The sequence below is a fragment of the Marinobacter shengliensis genome (assembly GCF_030297115.1).
Taxonomy (GTDB): Bacteria; Pseudomonadota; Gammaproteobacteria; order Pseudomonadales; family Oleiphilaceae; genus Marinobacter; species Marinobacter shengliensis.
This window is the reverse complement of record NZ_AP028062.1, coordinates 4,101,988-4,120,913: the sequence shown is the minus strand read 5'-3', so window position 1 is coordinate 4,120,913 and position 18,926 is coordinate 4,101,988. Positions and strand designations below refer to the sequence as shown.

General features: G+C 58.8%; 20 protein-coding genes. 10 read left to right on the top strand and 10 right to left on the bottom strand.

Annotation, left to right across the window (positions count from 1 at the left end; genetic code table 11):
• Positions 1 to 19: 19 nt before the first annotated feature.
• From QUE75_RS18845 to pilG, 4 genes are all read right to left on the bottom strand, one after another.
• Entirely contained in the window at positions 20 to 2,095 is a 2,076-nt protein-coding gene (locus QUE75_RS18845; protein WP_230715101.1) for a methyl-accepting chemotaxis protein, read from the bottom strand.
• 94 nt (positions 2,096 to 2,189) lie between these two features.
• Positions 2,190 to 2,735, bottom strand: coding sequence for a chemotaxis protein CheW (locus QUE75_RS18840; RefSeq protein WP_061331966.1), 546 nt, complete (start codon positions 2,733 to 2,735; stop codon positions 2,190 to 2,192).
• A 20-nt stretch (positions 2,736 to 2,755) separates the two neighbouring features.
• Positions 2,756 to 3,118: a twitching motility response regulator PilH gene (pilH, locus tag QUE75_RS18835; protein WP_011787171.1), complete on the bottom strand. Its 363-nt coding sequence runs from the start codon at positions 3,116 to 3,118 to the stop codon at positions 2,756 to 2,758.
• Between the two features lie 32 nt (positions 3,119 to 3,150).
• The gene (gene pilG, locus QUE75_RS18830) at positions 3,151 to 3,543 is read right to left on the bottom strand and encodes a twitching motility response regulator PilG (RefSeq protein ID WP_058090780.1); all 393 of its coding nucleotides are present in this window, start codon (positions 3,541 to 3,543) and stop codon (positions 3,151 to 3,153) included.
• 291 nt (positions 3,544 to 3,834) lie between these two features.
• Between pilG and gshB the strand changes: the two genes are divergently transcribed.
• The 8 genes from gshB (at position 3,835) to QUE75_RS18790 (ending at position 10,781) form a co-directional block, all read left to right on the top strand.
• On the top strand, positions 3,835 to 4,788 hold the full coding sequence (gene gshB, locus QUE75_RS18825; RefSeq protein ID WP_286252478.1) for a glutathione synthase: 954 nt from the start codon (positions 3,835 to 3,837) through the stop codon (positions 4,786 to 4,788).
• A 46-nt stretch (positions 4,789 to 4,834) separates the two neighbouring features.
• Positions 4,835 to 5,701 (top strand): energy transducer TonB, encoded by an 867-nt coding sequence (locus QUE75_RS18820; RefSeq protein WP_106696071.1) that lies wholly within the window; start codon positions 4,835 to 4,837, stop codon positions 5,699 to 5,701.
• Complete coding sequence (locus QUE75_RS18815) at positions 5,698 to 6,264, top strand: YqgE/AlgH family protein (RefSeq protein WP_061331963.1); 567 nt, start codon at positions 5,698 to 5,700, stop codon at positions 6,262 to 6,264. The genes QUE75_RS18820 and QUE75_RS18815 overlap by 4 nt, the downstream gene beginning before the upstream one ends.
• A complete protein-coding gene (ruvX, locus tag QUE75_RS18810) occupies positions 6,257 to 6,688 on the top strand; it encodes a Holliday junction resolvase RuvX (protein WP_061331962.1) in 432 nt (143 codons plus the stop codon). Before QUE75_RS18815 ends, ruvX begins: the two co-directional genes overlap by 8 nt.
• 19 nt (positions 6,689 to 6,707) lie before the next feature.
• Positions 6,708 to 7,217, top strand: coding sequence for a bifunctional pyr operon transcriptional regulator/uracil phosphoribosyltransferase PyrR (pyrR, locus tag QUE75_RS18805; protein WP_058090775.1), 510 nt, complete (start codon positions 6,708 to 6,710; stop codon positions 7,215 to 7,217).
• Between the two features lie 26 nt (positions 7,218 to 7,243).
• Complete coding sequence (locus QUE75_RS18800; protein ID WP_061331960.1) at positions 7,244 to 8,263, top strand: aspartate carbamoyltransferase catalytic subunit; 1,020 nt, start codon at positions 7,244 to 7,246, stop codon at positions 8,261 to 8,263.
• Positions 8,260 to 9,555: a dihydroorotase gene (locus QUE75_RS18795; RefSeq protein WP_286252473.1), complete on the top strand. Its 1,296-nt coding sequence runs from the start codon at positions 8,260 to 8,262 to the stop codon at positions 9,553 to 9,555. The genes QUE75_RS18800 and QUE75_RS18795 overlap by 4 nt, the downstream gene beginning before the upstream one ends.
• A gap of 206 nt (positions 9,556 to 9,761) precedes the next feature.
• A complete protein-coding gene (locus QUE75_RS18790; protein ID WP_106696068.1) occupies positions 9,762 to 10,781 on the top strand; it encodes a putative solute-binding protein in 1,020 nt (339 codons plus the stop codon).
• 65 nt (positions 10,782 to 10,846) lie between these two features.
• Here QUE75_RS18790 and QUE75_RS18785 read toward each other — a convergent pair whose 3' ends face one another.
• Positions 10,847 to 11,119: an HU family DNA-binding protein gene (locus QUE75_RS18785; RefSeq protein WP_058090771.1), complete on the bottom strand. Its 273-nt coding sequence runs from the start codon at positions 11,117 to 11,119 to the stop codon at positions 10,847 to 10,849.
• Positions 11,120 to 11,392: 273 nt separating this feature from the next.
• Between QUE75_RS18785 and QUE75_RS18780 the strand changes: the two genes are divergently transcribed.
• Together QUE75_RS18780 and QUE75_RS18775 are read left to right on the top strand one after the other, a co-directional pair.
• Positions 11,393 to 12,436, top strand: coding sequence for a hypothetical protein (locus QUE75_RS18780; protein WP_286252468.1), 1,044 nt, complete (start codon positions 11,393 to 11,395; stop codon positions 12,434 to 12,436).
• Positions 12,437 to 12,462: 26 nt separating this feature from the next.
• A complete protein-coding gene (locus QUE75_RS18775) occupies positions 12,463 to 14,529 on the top strand; it encodes a TRAP transporter large permease subunit (protein ID WP_106696066.1) in 2,067 nt (688 codons plus the stop codon).
• An 83-nt stretch (positions 14,530 to 14,612) separates the two neighbouring features.
• Here QUE75_RS18775 and QUE75_RS18770 read toward each other — a convergent pair whose 3' ends face one another.
• The 5 genes from QUE75_RS18770 to QUE75_RS18750 form a co-directional block, all read right to left on the bottom strand.
• Positions 14,613 to 16,148 (bottom strand): phosphoenolpyruvate carboxykinase, encoded by a 1,536-nt coding sequence (locus tag QUE75_RS18770; protein WP_058090768.1) that lies wholly within the window; start codon positions 16,146 to 16,148, stop codon positions 14,613 to 14,615.
• 178 nt (positions 16,149 to 16,326) lie between these two features.
• Positions 16,327 to 17,181, bottom strand: coding sequence for an Hsp33 family molecular chaperone HslO (hslO, locus tag QUE75_RS18765; RefSeq protein ID WP_072675993.1), 855 nt, complete (start codon positions 17,179 to 17,181; stop codon positions 16,327 to 16,329).
• A gap of 97 nt (positions 17,182 to 17,278) precedes the next feature.
• Entirely contained in the window at positions 17,279 to 17,686 is a 408-nt protein-coding gene (gene hslR / locus QUE75_RS18760) for a ribosome-associated heat shock protein Hsp15 (protein WP_286252464.1), read from the bottom strand.
• A gap of 62 nt (positions 17,687 to 17,748) precedes the next feature.
• The gene (gene yrfG / locus QUE75_RS18755) at positions 17,749 to 18,435 is read right to left on the bottom strand and encodes a GMP/IMP nucleotidase (RefSeq protein WP_286252462.1); all 687 of its coding nucleotides are present in this window, start codon (positions 18,433 to 18,435) and stop codon (positions 17,749 to 17,751) included.
• An 88-nt stretch (positions 18,436 to 18,523) separates the two neighbouring features.
• Complete coding sequence (locus QUE75_RS18750; RefSeq protein WP_072675996.1) at positions 18,524 to 18,856, bottom strand: hypothetical protein; 333 nt, start codon at positions 18,854 to 18,856, stop codon at positions 18,524 to 18,526.
• Between the last annotated feature and the right edge of the window lie 70 nt (positions 18,857 to 18,926).

Genomic DNA, 18,926 nt, shown 5'->3' with positions numbered 1-18,926 from the left:
ATTCGCCCCGGGCCGGTGATCAGCTGACCACCGGAACGTCGTTGTCTTCCTCTTGCTCCTGATCTGCAAGCTCTTCGTCTGGCAGGGTGAAGCCGGCAACGGAGGACCGCAGTTCAGACGCCATCTCGGCCAGGTTACCGATAGACTTCGCGGTTGCGTTGGTACCGGACGAAGTCTGCGAGGTGATTTCCTGGATGACGTTCATCGTGTTGGAAATGTGCGCCGCAGAGGACGACTGCTGGCGGGCCGCGTTGGAGATGTTCTGGATCAGTTCCGCCAGAGACATGGATACGTTCTCGATTTCCTCGAGGGCGATACCCGCGTCCTGGGCCAGACGGGCACCACGGACCACCTCGGCGGTGGTGTGTTCCATGGAGATAACGGCTTCGTTGGTGTCAGACTGGATCGTCTTAACCAGCGCTTCGATCTGCTTGGTTGCTGCAGAAGAACGCTCCGCCAGTCGCTGAACTTCGTCCGCAACCACCGCGAAGCCCCGGCCGGCGTCACCGGCCATGGAGGCCTGGATTGCGGCGTTCAGAGACAGGATGTTGGTCTGGTCGGCGATGTCGTTGATCAGCGATACGATGTCGCCGATTTCCTGGGAAGATTCACCCAGTCGCTTGATCCGCTTGGAGGTTTCCTGGATCTGCTCACGGATGTTGTCCATGCCGCGGATGGTGTTCTGTACCACTTCCGCGCCTTTCTTGGCGATCGCAACCGACCGCTCCGCAACCGCTGAGGATTCGGCGGCGTTGGAAGATACCTGGTCGATGGACACCGCCATCTCGTTAACCGCAGCAGAGGCGCCGGCAATTTCCTGGGCCTGGTGCTCGGAAGCATCGGCAAGGTGCATGGCCGTGGCCTGGGTTTCCTGGGCCGCTGACGCAACCCGTACAGCGGTACCCCGAATCGCCTGTACCAGCCCGCGCATCTGGTCGATCGCGTAGTTGATGGAGTCGGCGATGGCGCCGGTGAAGTCCTCGGTTACCGTGGCCTCGGTGGTCAGGTCACCATCCGCCAGGTCGGCGAGTTCGTCCAGCAGTCGCAGGATCGCGTTCTGGTTCTGTTCATTCTGCTCCTGAGTCGCAGACAGTCGAGCCTGGGCATCGCGATACAGAGCCACACCGATGATGACCACGATCGCCACCATGGCTGCCAGCAGGAAGAAGGCCAGGGTCGGGCTGATGAAGCGGGAGCTGGACTGACGGGCAAAACCGTCGGCCAGAACGGAGAGCTCAGACAGCAGGATCTCGGAGTTCTGGAAGATGTCACTGGCAGCGGTACGAACCTTGAAGAGGTCGGGAGAGGCTTCAAGGATCGCATCAACGTTCTGGGAAACGAATTCGAACAGCTCGTCTACCGCCTCCAGGCCGTAGATAGCGTCTTCATCGGCTACCCTGGAGATGCCCATGGCGGGGTTGCCGTTAAGCTGACCGTCCAGTACCCGGCCAAACAGGCTGGCGTCACGGCCGAAACGGTCAGCGGCGATAACCGCGTCTTCGTCACCGGACAGTACGTTGTTGACAGAACGCACGATACGCTCTGCCAGCAGCGACTGGCGCTGGGCCAGGGCAATCTGCTCCGCCGGAGCGTTGTTGTCCAGCAGGATCTGTACGATGTCATCGTACTCCACCTGCAACTGGGGAATGGTTTCGTTCAGGGTCCGGGCTACTTCGTGCAGGCCAAGTACCGCATCCCGGGTAGACAGGATGCTGTCGGCGTTGTCCCGAACCGTGTTCCAGTTCTGCTGAACGCCACTCTGCTGGGCCATTTCACTGGCAGGCAGGCCGGTGGCCGGATTACCTTCTGAGACGAATGACCAGAGCTGCTGGAAGTCATCCCGGGAGCGACGAAGCTGGTCAAAGGCTTCGGCGGTACCGCCGGCGGCCTCGGTGGCGTTCTTCGCGATCTCCTGGGAGAGCACCCGCATTTCGGCGGTGTTGGCGATGTATTCCTGGTCGTTCTGGCTATCCCTGTTAATAATGAACAGGACCACAACGAGCAGGACGGTGAGTGCAATCAGCGCAGCGATCAGGCCGGCAACCAGTCTGTTGCCCCCCTGTCCCATGCTGAGTCTTCCGGCTCTGTTTTTCATTTTCTGGCTCCCGGCCTCTTTCTTTCTGGAAATGGCAAGTTTTTGTAACGGGTTTCAGACGGTCAGGGTGATGTTCCTGCCAGTGCTCACACCCTTACCACTGTGCGACATCGAGAAAACGCTCATCTTCCACCAGATCGGCGGCAGAGAACACTTTCCAGACCTCCTCGTTGCGCTCATAACCACCGGTTACGAACGGACGAATGCTGTCGGGTACTCCCTCGGGAGTCGCCCTGAAACTGTCTTTTGCAAAGTACTGCATGCCCAGCACGGAATCGACCACCAGGCCGCTGAATACGTCGCCTTCCTCAATGACCAGAACCCGACGCTCGCGCATACTGCGGGAGGATCGGGGAACATCGAAGAAGCCAGCGAGATCAACCAGGGGCAGAAGGCGGCCGCGAACATTGGCAGCACCCATCAAAAACGAGCGAACCCCCGGGATATGAGTAAACCGGGGGACGTGCAGGATTTCGGTGACTTCACCCATGGGTGCGACATAGCGCTCACCCGCCAGAACAAAACCGATGCCGTTCCAGAGTTCAACGGCTTCCTGTTGTTCCGGAAGGCCGGCGGCTAATGACCGGCTGCGCTGGGCGATATCCGTCAGAACGGCGAAAGGGGCGGCCTGGGCGGACATGCTTACTCCACGGTTAGGGATCAGGCAATCAGGCTGTTGATTGTTTTGATCAGGTCATCTTCGTTAACCGGCTTGACCAGGTAACCCTTGGCGCCCTGGCGGGTTCCCCACACGCGGTCGGTTTCCTGATCCTTGGTGGTGACAATCACAACCGGAATGGACGCAGTTTCTGGCGCGCGGGTCAGCTGGCGGGTGGCCTGAAAGCCATTGAGGCCAGGCATGACCACGTCCATCAGAACCAGGTCCGGGGTTTCTGCGCGGGCTTTGGCCACGCCGTCTGCACCGTTGTCGGCGGTCAGCACTTCGTGCTTGTGTTTTTCCAGGATAGTGGAAATCTTTTTAACTTCTGTTGGCGAGTCGTCAACAATCAGAATGCGGGCCATGTTTTCCTCGATAATTACTGGTGTCAGCAGGTTTACTGTTGCGCCTGTGGAATGTACTGGCGAATAGTATTGAGCAGCTCATCCTTGCTGAACGGTTTGGTCAGATACTGGTCCGAGCCAACGATGCGACCTTTTGCCTTGTCGAAAAGGCCGTCCTTGCTCGAGAGCATGATAACCGGCGTCTTTTTGAAAGAGGAATTGTTCTTGATAAGTGCGCAGGTCTGGTAGCCATCCAGTCGGGGCATCATGATATCAACAAAAATGATGTCCGGCTGGGAATCAGCAATCTTGGCCAGAGCGTCAAAGCCGTCAGTGGCGGTGATGACCTCACAACCGACCTTTTTGAGAAGGGTTTCTGCGGTGCGACGAATGGTTTTGCTGTCGTCAATCACCATAATCTTCAGATTCTCGAAGTTGTCATCCATTGTCCAACTGCCTTGCGCTCTAGCGACTGTCGTTATTTTCAAACGGGGGTTTTAACACAAACCTTAAGGTTGTTCTATAAACCCCGCTCATTTATAGAGTATCGATGGCCGGATAAAAAGTATTAGTTTGTGACCAAATGTACTTCTGCCTGTGCCGTCACGGATTTAACTGTGGATTTCACCGGGTGCAATCAAGGCTCGGGTACAATACCATTTCCAGCATAGCACTTTATCGCTGGTTCGCTCTGCTGACCGGTTCGTGTTTTCACATCGAAATTCCAGGAGACTCTGATGACAGTCCGGCTCGGGATCGTGATGGATCCTATCGAAGACATCAGCTTCAAGAAAGACAGTTCGCTGGCCATGTTACTGGCGGCGCAGAAACGCGGTTGGCAGATCGAGTATATGGAACAGCACGATCTGTATCTGGCGGGTGGCCAGGCCCGTGCCCACACCCGCGATCTCACCGTGCATATGGACCCGGAAAACTGGTTCAGCTATGGCGCCAGCCAGGATCGGGCCCTGGGTGATCTGGATGTGATTCTGATGCGCAAGGATCCTCCGGTGGATCGCGAGTTCCTGATGGCCACTTATATATTAGGGGCTGCTGAGCAACAGGGTGCGCTGGTGGTCAATCCGGCGGCCACGCTGCGGGATTGCAACGAGAAGCTGTTTGCCACCCAGTTCGAGGACCTCACGCCACCGTTGATCGTCACCCGTTCCTCCCAGCGTTTCCGGGATTTCTATGCCGAGCATGGCGACATCATCATGAAACCGGTGGATGGCATGGGCGGCCGGTCGATTTTCCGGGTCAGAGAAAACGATGCGAACCTTGGGGTGATCATTGAAACTCTGACCAACCATGGCGCCCACCAGGCCATGGCGCAGAAATTCATTCCGGAAATCACCGACGGCGACAAGCGGATTCTGTTGATTGAGGGCGAGCCGGTGCCATACGCTCTTGCGCGAATTCCATCCCAGGGTGAAAATCGCGGCAACCTGGCGGCCGGGGGGCGTGGAGAGGGGCGCGAACTGACCGCGCGGGATCGTGAAATCTGTGCCCGCGTAGCGCCAGTGATCAAGGAAAAAGGGCTGATGTTTGTCGGGCTGGATGTGATCGGCGATTACCTCACCGAAATCAATGTCACCAGTCCAACCTGTATCCGCGAGCTGGATGCGGCCTTTGGCATCGACATTGCCGGCATGCTGATGGATGCCATTGATCGGCGCCTGGGCCGGAGCTGAGTCAGGCTTCCTCCAGGCACGTGCAGATAAACTATCAGGAAAGGTAATGGCAGTTCAGGTAAGCGATTTCGACCGGTTGTCCTTCACGCTGTTCATGGCGCTGGCGGTGCATGCCATTGTGGTTCTGGGCATTACCTTTGCTCCGGAGTCTCCCCGTTCGTCTGCCCAGACCATGGAGATTACGCTCTCGCAGTTTGATGATGAGCAGGCTCCGGATGAGGCGGATTTTCTGGCCCAGACCAGCCAGCAGGGTAGTGGCACGGAAGAAGAGGCCATGGAGATGACCACGCCGGAACCTGCGGAAATCAGCCAGCCCGAAATGGCCCAGGTGCAGCCTGAGCCCCAGACCACCACACAACCGCAACCCCGGGAAGAGCGTGCTGTGGTCCAGACCGAAACGACGGCGAGCCGGCAGGTAGAGCAGCCCGAAGACCGGTCAGAGCCTGAGCCGGAACCGTTGCCACGCAGTGAGCGCAAAAGCCTGATGGAGCGGAGCCTGGAAATTGCCAGCCTGGAAGCCCGGTTTGATGCCCAGCAGCAAGCCTATGCTCGCAAGCCAAGGGTCATGCGGGTGACGGCGGCCTCCACCCTCAGGTCAAGCAATGCCTGGTACGTTCAGAACTGGGTAAACAAGGTTACCCGGGTGGGCAACATCAATTATCCGACTGAAGCGAGGCAGGCCGGAATCTACGGAAATCTGCGTATGCTGGTTTCTCTGCGCAAAGATGGCACAATCAAGGAAGTGGCGATACTCCAGTCGTCCGGCAGCACGGTACTTGATGATGCCGCCATTCGCATTGTGCGCATGGCCGCGCCCTTTGCACCCTTCCCGGAAGAGATGCAGCAGGAAGTGGACGAACTGGAGATCATACGTACCTGGTCGTTCCAGCAGCGGGGGCTTACATCCGGATGACAGCGTCCAAGCAAACCGACGGTAATCTCAGGCATCACTTTCTGGTGGCGTCACCGTGGCTCGCCGACCCCCGTTTCCATGGCGGTGTTATTTACCTCTGTGAGCATTCCGAAGAAGGGGCCCTTGGGCTGATGATCAATCAGCCTCTGGATATCCACCTGGGAGAAATCCTCGAGCAGCTGGACATGCATGGCGGTGAGTTGGACCTGCCGGTGTTCACCGGTGGCCCGGTGCAGCCGGAACGGGGTTTTGTGCTCCACTCGCCTGGCCAGCAATGGCAAAGTACGGCACTGGTGACCGATGACGTTCTGCTCACCACCTCCCGGGATATTCTGGAAAGTATTGGTCGCGATGAGGGACCGGATGAGTTTCTGGTGGCTCTGGGTTACTCAGGCTGGGGTGAAGGGCAGTTGGAAGAAGAACTCGGCAGCAACGCCTGGCTGACCTGCCCGGCGAGCACCGATATCCTGTTCCGGACACCGGTCAGCCAGCGTTATGAAGCGGTACTCAGGTTGATTGGTGTCGATCTGAACCAGCTCAGTGATTCGGTGGGCCATGCCTGAACAAGGTAACCGTCGGCTGCTGGCCTTTGATTTCGGAACCCGTCGCATCGGTGTCGCTTCCGGTCAGGAACTGCTCGGCACCGGCCAGCCCCTGGCCATGATCCCGGCGAGGGACGGTATCCCGGACTGGCAGCAGGTCGAGAAACTTCTGGCGGAATGGCAGCCGGATGTCGTACTGGTCGGGTTACCGCTGAATATGGATGATACCGAGAACGACATGTGTGCCCGGGCCCGCAAATTTGGCAAGCGCCTGCACGGTCGTTTTCATGTGCCGGTAGAGATGGTGGATGAGCGACTGACCAGCTTTGAAGCCAAGGGCGATGTGATGGCTGCCGGTGGCAGCCGTGATTTTGGTCGCCATGGGGTGGATGACCGTGCCGCAGTACTGATATTGGAAACCTGGTGCCGGGAACAGGCCGGCTGATCTGACTGATGAGGCTCTGATGACCGCATTGATGGATATCAACCAGTTGCTGGATGAACTGGAAACCGGGTTACGCCGGATTCTTGAGCAACGTGGTATCGACAACCCTGTGTTGATTGGCATTCGCACCGGTGGCGTCTGGCTGGCCGATGTCATTGGCAAGCGCCTGGGTATAGAACAGCCGTTTGGTGAACTGGATATCTCCTTCTATCGGGACGACTTCAGTCGCATTGGCCTGAACCCGAAAGTGAAGCCCTCCAGCCTGCCTTTTGACACCGAAGGCCGTGACATCATCCTGATTGATGATGTGATCATGAGTGGGCGAACCATTCGAGCCGCGATGAATGAGATCTTCGATTACGGTCGTCCTGCCAGTATCATACTGGCCACCTTGATTGATCTGGGTGCCCGGGAGCTGCCGATTCAGCCCGATGTGGTCGGCCACTCCCTGGCGCTGGAAGCGCATCAGCGCGTCAAGTTGCGCGGCCCCGAGCCGTTGCGCATCGAACTTCAGGACTCCGGGCAGTAACACCCCCAATTGACGACAGGCGAGCCATGACCGCAAACGATCCCTCCCCGAACCACTTGCAGCTGACCCGGGATGGTCAGTTGCGGCATTTTCTCACTTTGGACGGCCTGGGCCGGGAGCTGCTGACCGACATTCTGGATACCGCCGATTCCTTTATCGAAGTGGGTGAGCGCAGCATCAAGAAGGTGCCGCTGTTGCGGGGCCGAACCGTCGTTAACCTGTTCTTCGAATCCAGTACCCGTACCCGCAGTACCTTTGAGCTGGCCGCCAAGCGGCTGTCTGCCGATGTGCTGAACCTGGACATCAACACGTCGGCCACCTCCAAAGGGGAATCCCTGTCAGACACCCTGCTTAACCTGGAGGCCATGGCCAGCGACATGTTCGTGGTGCGGCATTCCCAGAGCGGGGCGCCGCACTTTATCGCCGAAAGCGTGACCCCGGGCGTGGCCATCATCAATGCGGGCGATGGCAGGCATGCCCACCCCACCCAGGCGATGCTCGACATGCTCACCATTCGCCAGCACAAGGGGCGTTTTGAAGGCCTGAAAGTGGCCATTGTCGGCGACGTATTACACTCCCGGGTTGCCCGTTCCCAGATCCGGGCCCTGAACGAACTGGGCGCAGAAGAGGTGCGGGTGATTGCCCCCGGTACCCTGTTGCCCAGGGATGTGGAAGATCTTGGCTGCACCGTGGAATATGACATGGCCCGCGGCATGAAAGACTTGGACGTGGTGATCATGCTGAGGCTGCAAAAGGAGCGTATGGAAGGGGCACTGCTGCCCAGCGAGCGGGAATTCTACCGCCTGTATGGCTTGAATCAGGAGAAGCTGGCGCTGGCCAGGCCGGACTGCATTGTGATGCACCCGGGCCCGATCAACCGGGGTGTCGAGATTGAATCGGCGGTGGCGGATGGTCCTCAATCGGTGATCTTGAACCAGGTAACCAATGGTATTGCCATCCGGATGGCGGTCATGTCCATGGCGATGGGTGGGCAAATGGCAGAGCGACAGCAAAAACAGACAGACAGCGAGGGACATCGGGCATGAGTGGCAGCCAGCAAGATAACAGCACCAGCCTGGTGATTACCGGTGGCACCCTGTTCGATGCTCATGGGCAATTGACCGACAATCCCGGGCTGTTGGTTCGCGACGGAAAGATTGCCGCTGTCGGTTCTGAGGCGCAGCAGGCCGGTGTAGCCCGGAGTGTTGACGCCAGTGGCTGTGTGATTTCCCCGGGGTTTGTGGATTTGTGTTGCAACCTCCGGGAACCCGGCAATGGTCAGAAGGGCAATATTGCCTCGGAAACCCGGGCAGCCGCCCACGGTGGTTTCACCACGGTTTGCGCCAGCCCGGAAACCTCTCCGGTCAATGATTCCAGCGCCGTGACCCATCTGATTCGTGAAGGTGCGGCTACCCGTGGTGTGGTGAATGTGTTGCCCGTTGGAGCGATTACCCGTGGCCTGGAAGGTGACTTGCTCAGTGATATGGCGGGCCTGAAGAACGCCGGTTGCGTGGCAGTGGGTAACGGTTCCCGTGGGGTGCGCAATGCCCGTATCCTGCGCCGGTGTATGGCCTATGCCCAGACATTCGACCTGACAGTGATGTTCAGTCCGGAGAACCAGGCCCTGGCCGCGGACGGCTACGCTCACGATGGTCAGGTGGCGACCCGCCTGGGCCTGCTGGGCATCCCGGAAGTAGCGGAGACGGCTGCGGTCATGGAAATGCTGTTGCTGGCGGAGGAGACCGGGGTACGACTGCACCTGAGCCAGTTGTCCTGTGGCCGCAGCGTCGAGATGCTGGCGGAGGCCCGGAAACGGGGAATCCAGGTGACTGCCGATGTCGCCATGCATCAGCTGGTGTATACCGAAGATGCACTGGCGGGCTTTGATAGCCGTTTTCACGTACGCCCGCCGCTGCGCTCCGAGAGTGATCGCCAGGCGCTGCTGGCAGGCGTTCGCGAGGGTGTGATTGATGCCATCGTCAGCCAGCATCAGCCCCACGACAGCGCCGCCAAGCAGGCGCCACTGCCGGCCACCGAACCTGGCCTGTCCAGCATCGAGAGCGTGTTGTCCCTGGGGTTGGGGCTGGTGGCGTCTGGTGAACTTGAGATGCCTGACCTGCTGTCTGCGCTGACCATTGGTCCATCCCGGGTTTTGGGCCGGGAATGGGCGCTGGCTGAGGGTGTGGCGGCAGACCTGTGCATTTTCGACCCCAAAGGCCATTGGGTACCGTCCCCATCTACCCTAGTGTCAGCCGGACACCATGCCCCCCGTTTCGGATGTGAGCTGCCGGGGTTAATGAAGCTAACGCTGGTTGGCGGACGGACCGCCTGGCAATAGTGACACTGCTGAAAATGCGGCAGAGGTTGGCCAACCTCTGTCGACGCCATCACAGATTACCCTGTTTTTGCTGAAAAACTCTTGAAGAGAGGCACCTGAGCCAACGTATTCTATGGCTCGGCCACTTATGGTCATCAAAAGGACGACGGAAAATGCCGGCGGCCTGCTGTGCCGGTGTCCGACAATAATAATTCAGGAGTCATCCCGTGAAATCAGTCAGTTTATCCCGCCGTATTGCCATGGCGGCTGCTTTGTGCGCCACCCTGGTTACCCCTGCTCTGGCGAAAGCCGAAACCGAGATTCTCGAGCGCAGCTTTTGCGTGTTTGATCCCGTGGGCGCCAACGGCCCGCTGTTTGCCATTACCAAAGAGTTCCAGCCGGTCGCCATGCAGCGAGGCATCAGGCTGAACCTGCGGGCTTACACCGATGAAAAGGTTGCCGCCGAGGACTTCAAGGCGGGCCAGTGCGACGCAGTGCTGCTCACGGGCACCCGCGCCCGTGAGTTCAACAAATTTACCGGCAGCCTGGAGGCCATGGGTGCCGTCCCTGGCGAGCAGGAAATGCGCCTGTTGTACAACACCCTGAGCCAACCCCAGGCACGCCAGTTCCTGGTTGAAGGGCCCTACGAGGTGGCCGGTGTATTCCCCGGTGGTGCTATCTACCTGCACACCCGTGATCGCAACGTCGACTCGGTTGAAAAGCTCCAGGGCAAGCGCATCGCCACCCTGGATTATGACAGTGCGTCGGTGCGCATGGTTCGTCATGTAGGCGCGTCAGTGGTGGGCTCCAATTCCGCCAACTTTGCCGGCAAGTTCAACAATGGCAGCGTGGACCTGGCCTACGCCCCGGCGGTGGCCTATCAGCCACTGGAATTGTACAAGGGCGTTAACACCAAGGGTGGCGTGTTCAAATACGCCCTGGGGTACATGAACTTCCAGGTCATCATCCATCGTGACCGGTTCCCGGATGATGCGGGCCAGATGGTGCGTGATGAATCGATCAAGCGGATTGATCAGGCCTACGAGATTATCGCCGAGGCAGAAGCTGGCATTCCGGAAGAGGTATGGATGCACCCGCCTCAGGAAGATGTGGCCGAGTACGACCGGATGCTGCGTCAGGTGAGGCTGTCTCTGCTGGAGGATGGCGTGTATGACGAGCGTGCGATCAAACTGATGCGTGCCATTCGTTGCCGGGTGGACGGTTCGCGTTCGGAGTGTGCGTCTTAAGTCTGAAGGGCGTTGCTGGGCCTGTCAGGTAGAAGCTGGCCCGCCGGTTGGCGGGCCGGATCCGGTTAACGGATCGCGTCTTTCAGGGCCTTGCCGGCCTTGAATCCGACGGTCTTGCTGGCGGGGATCTGGATGGTGGCGCCGGTTTGAGGGTTGCGGCCTGTGCGAGCCTCGCGGGAGCGAATGCTGAAGGTGCCGAAGCCAATGAGCGTGGTGTCTTCACCCCGGGCCGCTGCCGCAGACAGCTGATCGGTAAAGGCGTTGATAACTTCGCTGGCTTTTTCCCGGGTCAGGCCGGTTTTATCGGCAATGGCGGCGGCAAGCTCTGGTTTGCGCATCGGATACTCCTGTTTGATTTCGTTCTGATTATTGTGTTTGACCGCAAGGCAGACCCTGCGGTTGAAGCAATCTATAGTGGCTTTGGCCGAAATGTGCAAACCCTGTTCGGTTACGAACTGTGGCCGCAGGCGTCATTTGCGGGGTTGGTCTCATAAACCGGAGCCCGGTTTGGTCATAATGCATGGCCGGTTACAGGATGTAACAAAACGATTCTGGCGGCGCCAGGCGCTGACGTTTTCTGAATAACACAAGAATAAAAGGGTGTTGATGCTATGAATGATTTCCGCAAAGCCGGTTCCGGAATTCGTGGGCTGGTGGCCGCTGTTGGTGCCAGCCTGGTGCTCACCGGTTGTGGTGCCGTCAATCACATGATCTACAAAACCACCGGTGATGTGATGCAAGGGTTCTCACGCAATCACACGGTGCCTTACCTGCTGGAATCCGATGACCTGGCCATGGGTTGCTCCATGAGTGAGGCGACAGCCCCCCTGCTGATGTCGTTTGGCCGCGTGACCCGCGAACCGGACCAGCTTGCGGTTATGCTGTACCTCTCGGCGGGCGGTTGTGCGGAGGAGCAGGCCAGGGAGCATGAGCTGGCTGCGGCGCGGGCAATGTATTCCATGAACGCCGGTGAGGCCCAGGATGCGATGATCCGGCAGAAACGGTCCCATACCCAGGCGGCAAAACGATACCTGAAGGGCTGGCAGCATCACCACGCCCATTACGGTGATCCGGACGGCGGGGAATGCCCCAAATTCAAAGACGATCTGGATGAGTTCATTTACCTGGCCGGCTTGTTGTCCGGGTTGCAGGCATTGAATGCCCAGATACAGGCATCGTCCTCAATTGGTGTGCCATTCAATACCGGTTCAGTGGTTGGCCGGGCGACCCAGTGCCTGGACAACAAGAAATGGTGGGGCGCGCCGATGGGGCTGCGGGCAACGGTCTGGGCCATGATTCCGGGCACCCAGCCGGAAGGTGAAGACGCCTTTGAACGACTGGCTATCGCCAGCAAGCAGGGCGAAGAGGCGGGCGTCAGGCTCGGCCACGTTTTCCACGCGATCGCCGCAGTAAACAAGAACGACGAAGCCTTGATCAAATCGGTGATCCGGGACCACGCCGAATCGTTGAAGAATGACTCGTCCAGCGACCAGTGGCGGTTTGTTGATGCCATGGCCAGCAACATGCTGGTGGCCATTTCTGATCGTTTGTGGGTCGAGAACACCGGCCACCGGACCCCCATCGGTCAATTCGGCAGCTTCTGGGATGATCAGCGGGCGCCGGTCGAAACCATGGATCTGGATGATCTGCTGTAACTCCTTCAAATTCCAGGGTAGGTTTTATGACTAAGGGTGGTCTGCAACGTTCCGGGCTGGAATGGTTCTCTTCCTTGCCGGCGTGTCTGTTGCTGCTGGCTGTGGTGTTGTTCTCGACCAGCAGTGATATCCATAACCAGATGCTGCGCGGTGGTGAGCAGCTCTGGAGCGGATACTACAAACTCCGCATGGATCCGGTGCAACCGGAGTGCAACCCGGACCGGGATATTGAAGCTGCGGTTGCGGAGGAAATGGCGGCAGGGGCTCCAGACGATGACCCCATGGCGGCTTTGCTTGGTGCACATGAAAAGAATCCGGCGGATGTCCGGCTGGCCATCGAGCGATCAGTCGGTGAGTGTCAGGCGGCCCATGCCAGCTATCTTGAGCTGCAGGATCAATTGACGCCCGGGGTGAAAGCCTATCGTGCGGTGGAATTGTTCGTGGCTGATCTGATCGCCTTCGGCCTGGCGGGCCAGCGTTATATCCTGGTGATTCTGGTGATGCTGTGTGCGGTTACCGCAACCCTGACCCGACACCACATCGCCATGCGGGCGATGGAAACCAGGCTCGATTACATCGTTTCCCATACCCTGCAGACCATTGCCAACGCCATGCTGTTGGGCTCCAGTGCCATCTTCCGGCAATCCAGCCTGGGTAGCAGTACTGCGGTTTCCGGTGAGGAGCTGATGCTCCACAATCTGTGGATTGTCGGTTTTGCCTGTCTCACCCTGGCCAGCCTGTATCGGCTGTTCCGGGTGCCCTCCAATCTACAGGAGGGTGGTCGGCTCGGGCAGGCCTTCCTTGCGGTGCCATTGTATACCGTCATGTGCCTGATCTCCGGCACTTATTTTGCGATGATCGGCCACTCCTCGGGTATTGGTATCTACCTGGGTAAGATGATGGAGCTGGCGGACATGTTCCTGAACGTTGGGCTGTACGTTTGGGTAGGCATGATGCTCAAGCAGACCCGTCTGGCGACCCTCGTGTTCAACGTATTCCGGCCCTGGCGCATGCCCCCGGAAATGCTGGCGGTTGTTGCCGTATTGGTGGCCGCTGTGCCGACGGCTTATACCGGTGCTTCCGGGATCTTTGTCATCGCAGCCGGCGCCGTGATTTACAGCGAACTGCGGGCCGCGGGCGCGAGACGGCACCTCGCCTTGGCCGCCACGGCCATGTCCGGTTCGTTGGGCGTGGTTCTGAGGCCATGCCTGCTGGTGGTGGTGATCGCCTACCTGAACCGGGAAGTGACGACCGACGAACTGTTCGGTTGGGGTATCTGGGTATTTGTCCTGACCGCGACCATGTTCGGTCTGGTGGCGATGTCGGTCAACCGGCAGAGCAAATTCGACCTGGCGCCGACCGCTCAGGCTTTCCCGGCCTCGTTCCGGGCACTCCGGCCACTGCTGCCCTACGCCCTGGTGATCGCCGGTGTTGTTCTGGTGTATCGGTTCGCCCTGGACGTGAAGATGGATGAGTTCTCCGCGCCACGGTTGCTGCCGGTGATCATGCTGGCGATTCTGGTCTATGAACATGTCAGTCTGAAGAAGCGGACTAGCCCGGAACCAGGGCAGGCTCGCCATCCGGGCCTCGAGCGCAGTATTCGTGGCGCAACCAACGATACCACCGCTGAAATCGGAGCACTGCTGTTGCTCCTTGGCCTGTCAGTCAGCATTGGTGGTGTCATCGAGCGTTCCCACATCATGGAAGCCTTCCCGCAGGCCTTCGATAGCGCCTGGTCTGCCATGTTGCTGATGGTGGTCATCCTGGTAATCCTGGGTATGATCATGGATGCTTTCGGTGCCGTGATTCTGGTCACTGCTACCGTAGCCACCATTGCCTATTCCAGTGGTATTCACCCGATCCACTTCTGGATGGTGACGCTGGTGGCCTTCGAACTGGGTTACCTGAGCCCACCGGTGGCACTCAATCACCTGCTGACCCGTCAGGTGGTGGGTGAGGCCGAGGTGCTGGCTGCCCAGCGTGAGGGTGGCACCTTCTACCAGCGCCATGAGCGTATCATCATGCCGCTGATTGCCATGGGTATTTCCCTGCTGCTGGTGGCCTTCGTGCCGCTGTTGTTCTACGCCACCTGACCCGAGGGGCTTCGGCCCCTGCCAGTATCAGACAACAAAAAAAGCGCCGTGCTCTCGCAGGGCGCTTTTTTGTTGGGGCAGGCTCAGCTCAGTTTCGGGCCGGCCTCGACGATGGCGTCTGCCACATCGAACTTCTTGAAGTTTTCCACGAACTGGGCAATCAGCTCCTGGGCCTTGCCGTCATAGTATTCCGGGCTGGTCCAGGTGTTGCGTGGGTTCAGCAGTTCGGTGTCGACACCAGGGATGTGCTTGGGCACGTCCAGGTTCAGGGCGTCCAGATGCTCGGTTTCCACGTCATCCAGATCGCCATTCTGGATGGCGGCAATGATGGCGCGCGTGGTCGGAATGCTGAAACGCTTGCCTTCGCCATAGGGGCCGCCGGTCCAGCCAGTATTGACCAGGAATACCTTGCTGCCGAACTCGTCGATCCGCTTCATCAGCAGCTCGGCGTATACGCCGGCCGGACGCGGGAAGAAGGGGGCGCCAAAGCAGGTTGAGAAGGTGGATTTCAGCTTGGACGAAGAGCCCATCTCGGTTGAACCAACCAGTGCGGTGTAACCACTCAGGAAGTGGTAAGCGGCCGCTTCACGGCTCAGGATGGAGACCGGGGGCAGAACGCCAGTCATATCACAGGTCAGGAAGATAATGTGCGACGGCTCGCCGGCGCGGTTCTCCAGAACCCGCTTCTCCACGTGCTCCAGCGGGTAGGCGCAGCGGGAGTTTTCGGTGAGGGAAACATCGGTGTAATCCGGCTCACGGGTTTCCGGATCGATCATCACGTTTTCAACGATGGCGCCAAAACGGATGGCATCCCAGATGATCGGCTCGTTCTTCTGGCTCAGGTCGATGCATTTGGCGTAGCAGCCACCCTCAATGTTGAATACCGTGCCGGGGCCCCAGCCGTGCTCGTCGTCACCGATCAGGAAACGGTGCGGATCGGCAGACAGGGTGGTCTTGCCGGTACCGGACAGGCCGAAGAACAGGCAGGTTTCGCCGTTCTCGCTGACGTTGGCGGAGCAGTGCATCGGCAGTACGTCTTTCTCTGGCAGCAGGAAGTTCTGTACAGAGAACATGGCTTTTTTCATTTCGCCGGCGTAGTGCATGCCTGCCAGCAATACTTTGCGCTTGGCAAAGTTGATGATCACGCAGCCATTGGAGTTGGTGCCGTCACGCTCGGGCACACACTCGAAGTTGGCGGCGTTGAGGATCTGCCATTCCTGCTTGTCGGCCGGGTTGTAGTCATCCGGGCGGATAAACAGGTTGCGGCCAAACAGGTTCTGCCAGGCGGTTTCCGTGGTCATTTTGACCGGCAGGTAGTGTTCGGGGTCAGAGCCGACGTGAACGTGGGAGACAAAACTGTCTTTTTCAGCAATGTAGGCTTCAACACGATCCCAGAGGGCGTCGAACTTGTCGGCGTCGAACGGGCGGTTGATCGGGCCCCAATGGATGTCGTCAGCGGTGCTGGGCTCCTCGACGATAAAACGGTCCATGGGAGACCGGCCGGTACGTTCGCCGGTGGTGACCACCAGGGAACCGTTGGCTGCCAGTTGTCCTTCATTTCTGGCCAGTGCCACTTCAACCAGTCTTGCTGTACTCAGATCATTATAAGTGTTGCTCACTTCGACCTCGCCCTCGGGATGTCTTCGTGATTGCTCAGGCCGTCCCCCCGAAAAAAAATTGACGGAAATCTGAACAATCGGGTCAATTCAGGCGCGCTATTATGCCAGAGACGCCGGTAAAAAACGACTGCCCTGAAAGCCGCGCCAGATGCGGCTTCCGGGCAAGTTGAGTGACTGCTTAGTGTAACGTATGACCGGTGAAAAGGTGATCAATGTCATTTCTATTGAAGCGATAGTTTGCGTGACAGAACTGGCAGTCCATGTTGATGCTGCCCTGCTCGTCGAGGATGCTGTAACACTCGTCTTTGCCGATGGCCTCGAGGGCGGCGAGGGTGCGCTCCCTGGAGCAGCTGCAGCGAAAGGCCACCGGTTCGGGATCGAACAGCCGCACGGTTTCCTCGTGGAACAGCCGGTGCAGCAGGGTTTCGCTGTCGAGCGTCAGCAACTCTTCGGCCTCGACAGTGCGCGCCAGGTGATTGACCCGGTTCCACAAATCATCGTCTTCTTCGGTATGGCCCGGCAACCGCTGCAGCATCAGGCCGGCGGCGGTGTCTTCGTTGGCGAACAGGAACAGGCTGGTGGCAATCTGCTCGGACCGCTCGAAATACTCTTCCAGACAGCCGGCCAGCGTATCGGCTTCCCTGGGCACCACGCCCTGATAACGTTGGCCCTGGTCCGGGGTGATGGTGATGGCCATGCGGCCGGTTCCCAGAAGTTCGTTCAGGGTATCGCCGGTAACCGCCTGATCGTCATGGCGGGCAAGGCCCCGGATATGGCGGTCGTGGCTGCATTCGGCCATCAGTGTGCGCAACGAGCCTTCGCCGGCCGCCTGCAAGGACAGGGTACCCTTGAACTTCAGGCTGCTGCTCATCAACACGCTGGCCACCAGCGATTCGCCCAGTAAACGGCGAACGGATTCGGGGTAAGGGGCCTGGGTGCTGATGTCACTGAAACTGTTACCCAGTTGAACCCAGGCACCCCGAACCTGGCTGTGTTCGAAAATAAAACGCTGGAATTGATCTCGGGATGCCATGGTGTCTCCTGACGCTGTCTGTGGGGTTGATGGTACTGCCCGCGCGGAGGGTAATTGAGGCGGGCGTACTCTTTACGAGCTGTGGTGTGATCCGGTTTTACAGGCCGTTCTGGTCCCGGAACCGCTGAATATCCCGGCGGTCTCTCTTGCTCGGCCGGCGGGCGGGTGGTAATTGGGCTGCCTGCATGGTCTTGCGCTGCCAGGCCAGTTCTTCGCGTTTTTTCACGCTGTCACTGGTTTCGTGGTAAAGCTTCTGGGCCTCTGGAGCACCCCTGCGCCGGTCGCTTATTTCATCCACGATCACGATTTTTTCCTGCCAGCCCAGGCGCAAGGTAACCCTGGCGCCAGCTTCGACAATCTTGCCGGGCTTTGTTCGCTGGCTATTGTAGTGCACCTTGCCGCCTTCGATGGCTTCTTTCGCCAGGGAACGGGTCTTGTAGAAGCGCGCGGCCCAGAGCCATTTGTCGAGCCGTACCTTTTGTTCGTCAGCGCTGGTTGCCGTCATATCTCCTCACCGGGTTGGCACCTGCCGTCGGGCTTTGTGTTAACCAGATTATAACCGGCTCGTCATCGGGATGGCAGGGGCTGTTGCGAACGCAGTGATGGCAGCACTTCATCAAAATGGCGAATGCCGGGGATCTCAGGGTGCTGTGCATTGGGTGCCTGGGTGCTGTCGGGCTCAAGAATGGCCAGGCATTGGCCGATGCCTGCCTGGCGGGCACTCTCCAGCACGGGAAAACTGTCGTCCACCATCAGGGTTTTGTCTTGCCGGTACGGGACTTTTCTGCCGAGGTCTCGCCAGAAATCCCGATCTTCCTTGGGTTTGCCGAATTCATGGCTGGAAACGATGGCATCCACATGTTGGTCCAGGCCGGTGCGCTCCAGTTTCAGTGCCAGGGGGTCCGGGTGGCAGTTGGTCACAATGACCGAGCGCAGGCCGGCTTGGCGCAACGAAGACAGAAAGTCGGGCACGTGGGGGCGGTAGCCGATGCGATCACTGACTTCCGCCTTCAGCTGGTTGATATTCACCGAGAGCCGTTCGCTCCAGTAGTCGGTGCAGTACCAGTTCAGTGACCCCCGTTCCGCCATGATCATGGCCACCAGGGTCTCTTTCGCCTGTTGGGGATGCAGGTCGTACTGTTCGGCGTAACGTCTGGGCAAGTGCTCGAGCCAGAAGTGCGAGTCGAAGTGAAGATCCAGCAGTGTTCCATCCATATCCAGGAACACGGTATCGAGGGTTGACCAATCCACCATAAACAAAAACAGCCTGAAGGGTTTCCTTCAGGCTGCCTCAGATTCCGGCGGCTGGCAAGCCGGGATTCTACTGATCGCCGGAGTAGGCTCAGTCAGCAGCTTGTTCAACCGTTTCTGGCTTGCGGCCGGTGCGCGAGCAGCCCAGGCAGCGAACGAAGGTAGCCTTGGCAGGGCCAACAACCAGCACTTCGCCAGCCTCACCGGCGTTGCCGCCGAGGGCGGAGAATGGCAGAGATACCAGATAGACGGCACTGCCAACAATGGTGGTGGCCAGTAGGGCAGGTCGCAGCAGAACCGCATCGGCCGTCATGGCCAGCGCCGAGGGGCTCTCATCGACCGCTCTGGCGTGGCCCAAAGATGAAAAAGCCAGCAGACAGGCTGCCACCGTTGCAACCAGAGTGCGGGAAATCTTGCGGGTCATGACGATTCTCTCCTGTTAATTCTCTGTTAACTATGAATCATATTGCCTGAATTTCAAACGGTTTTTGTTT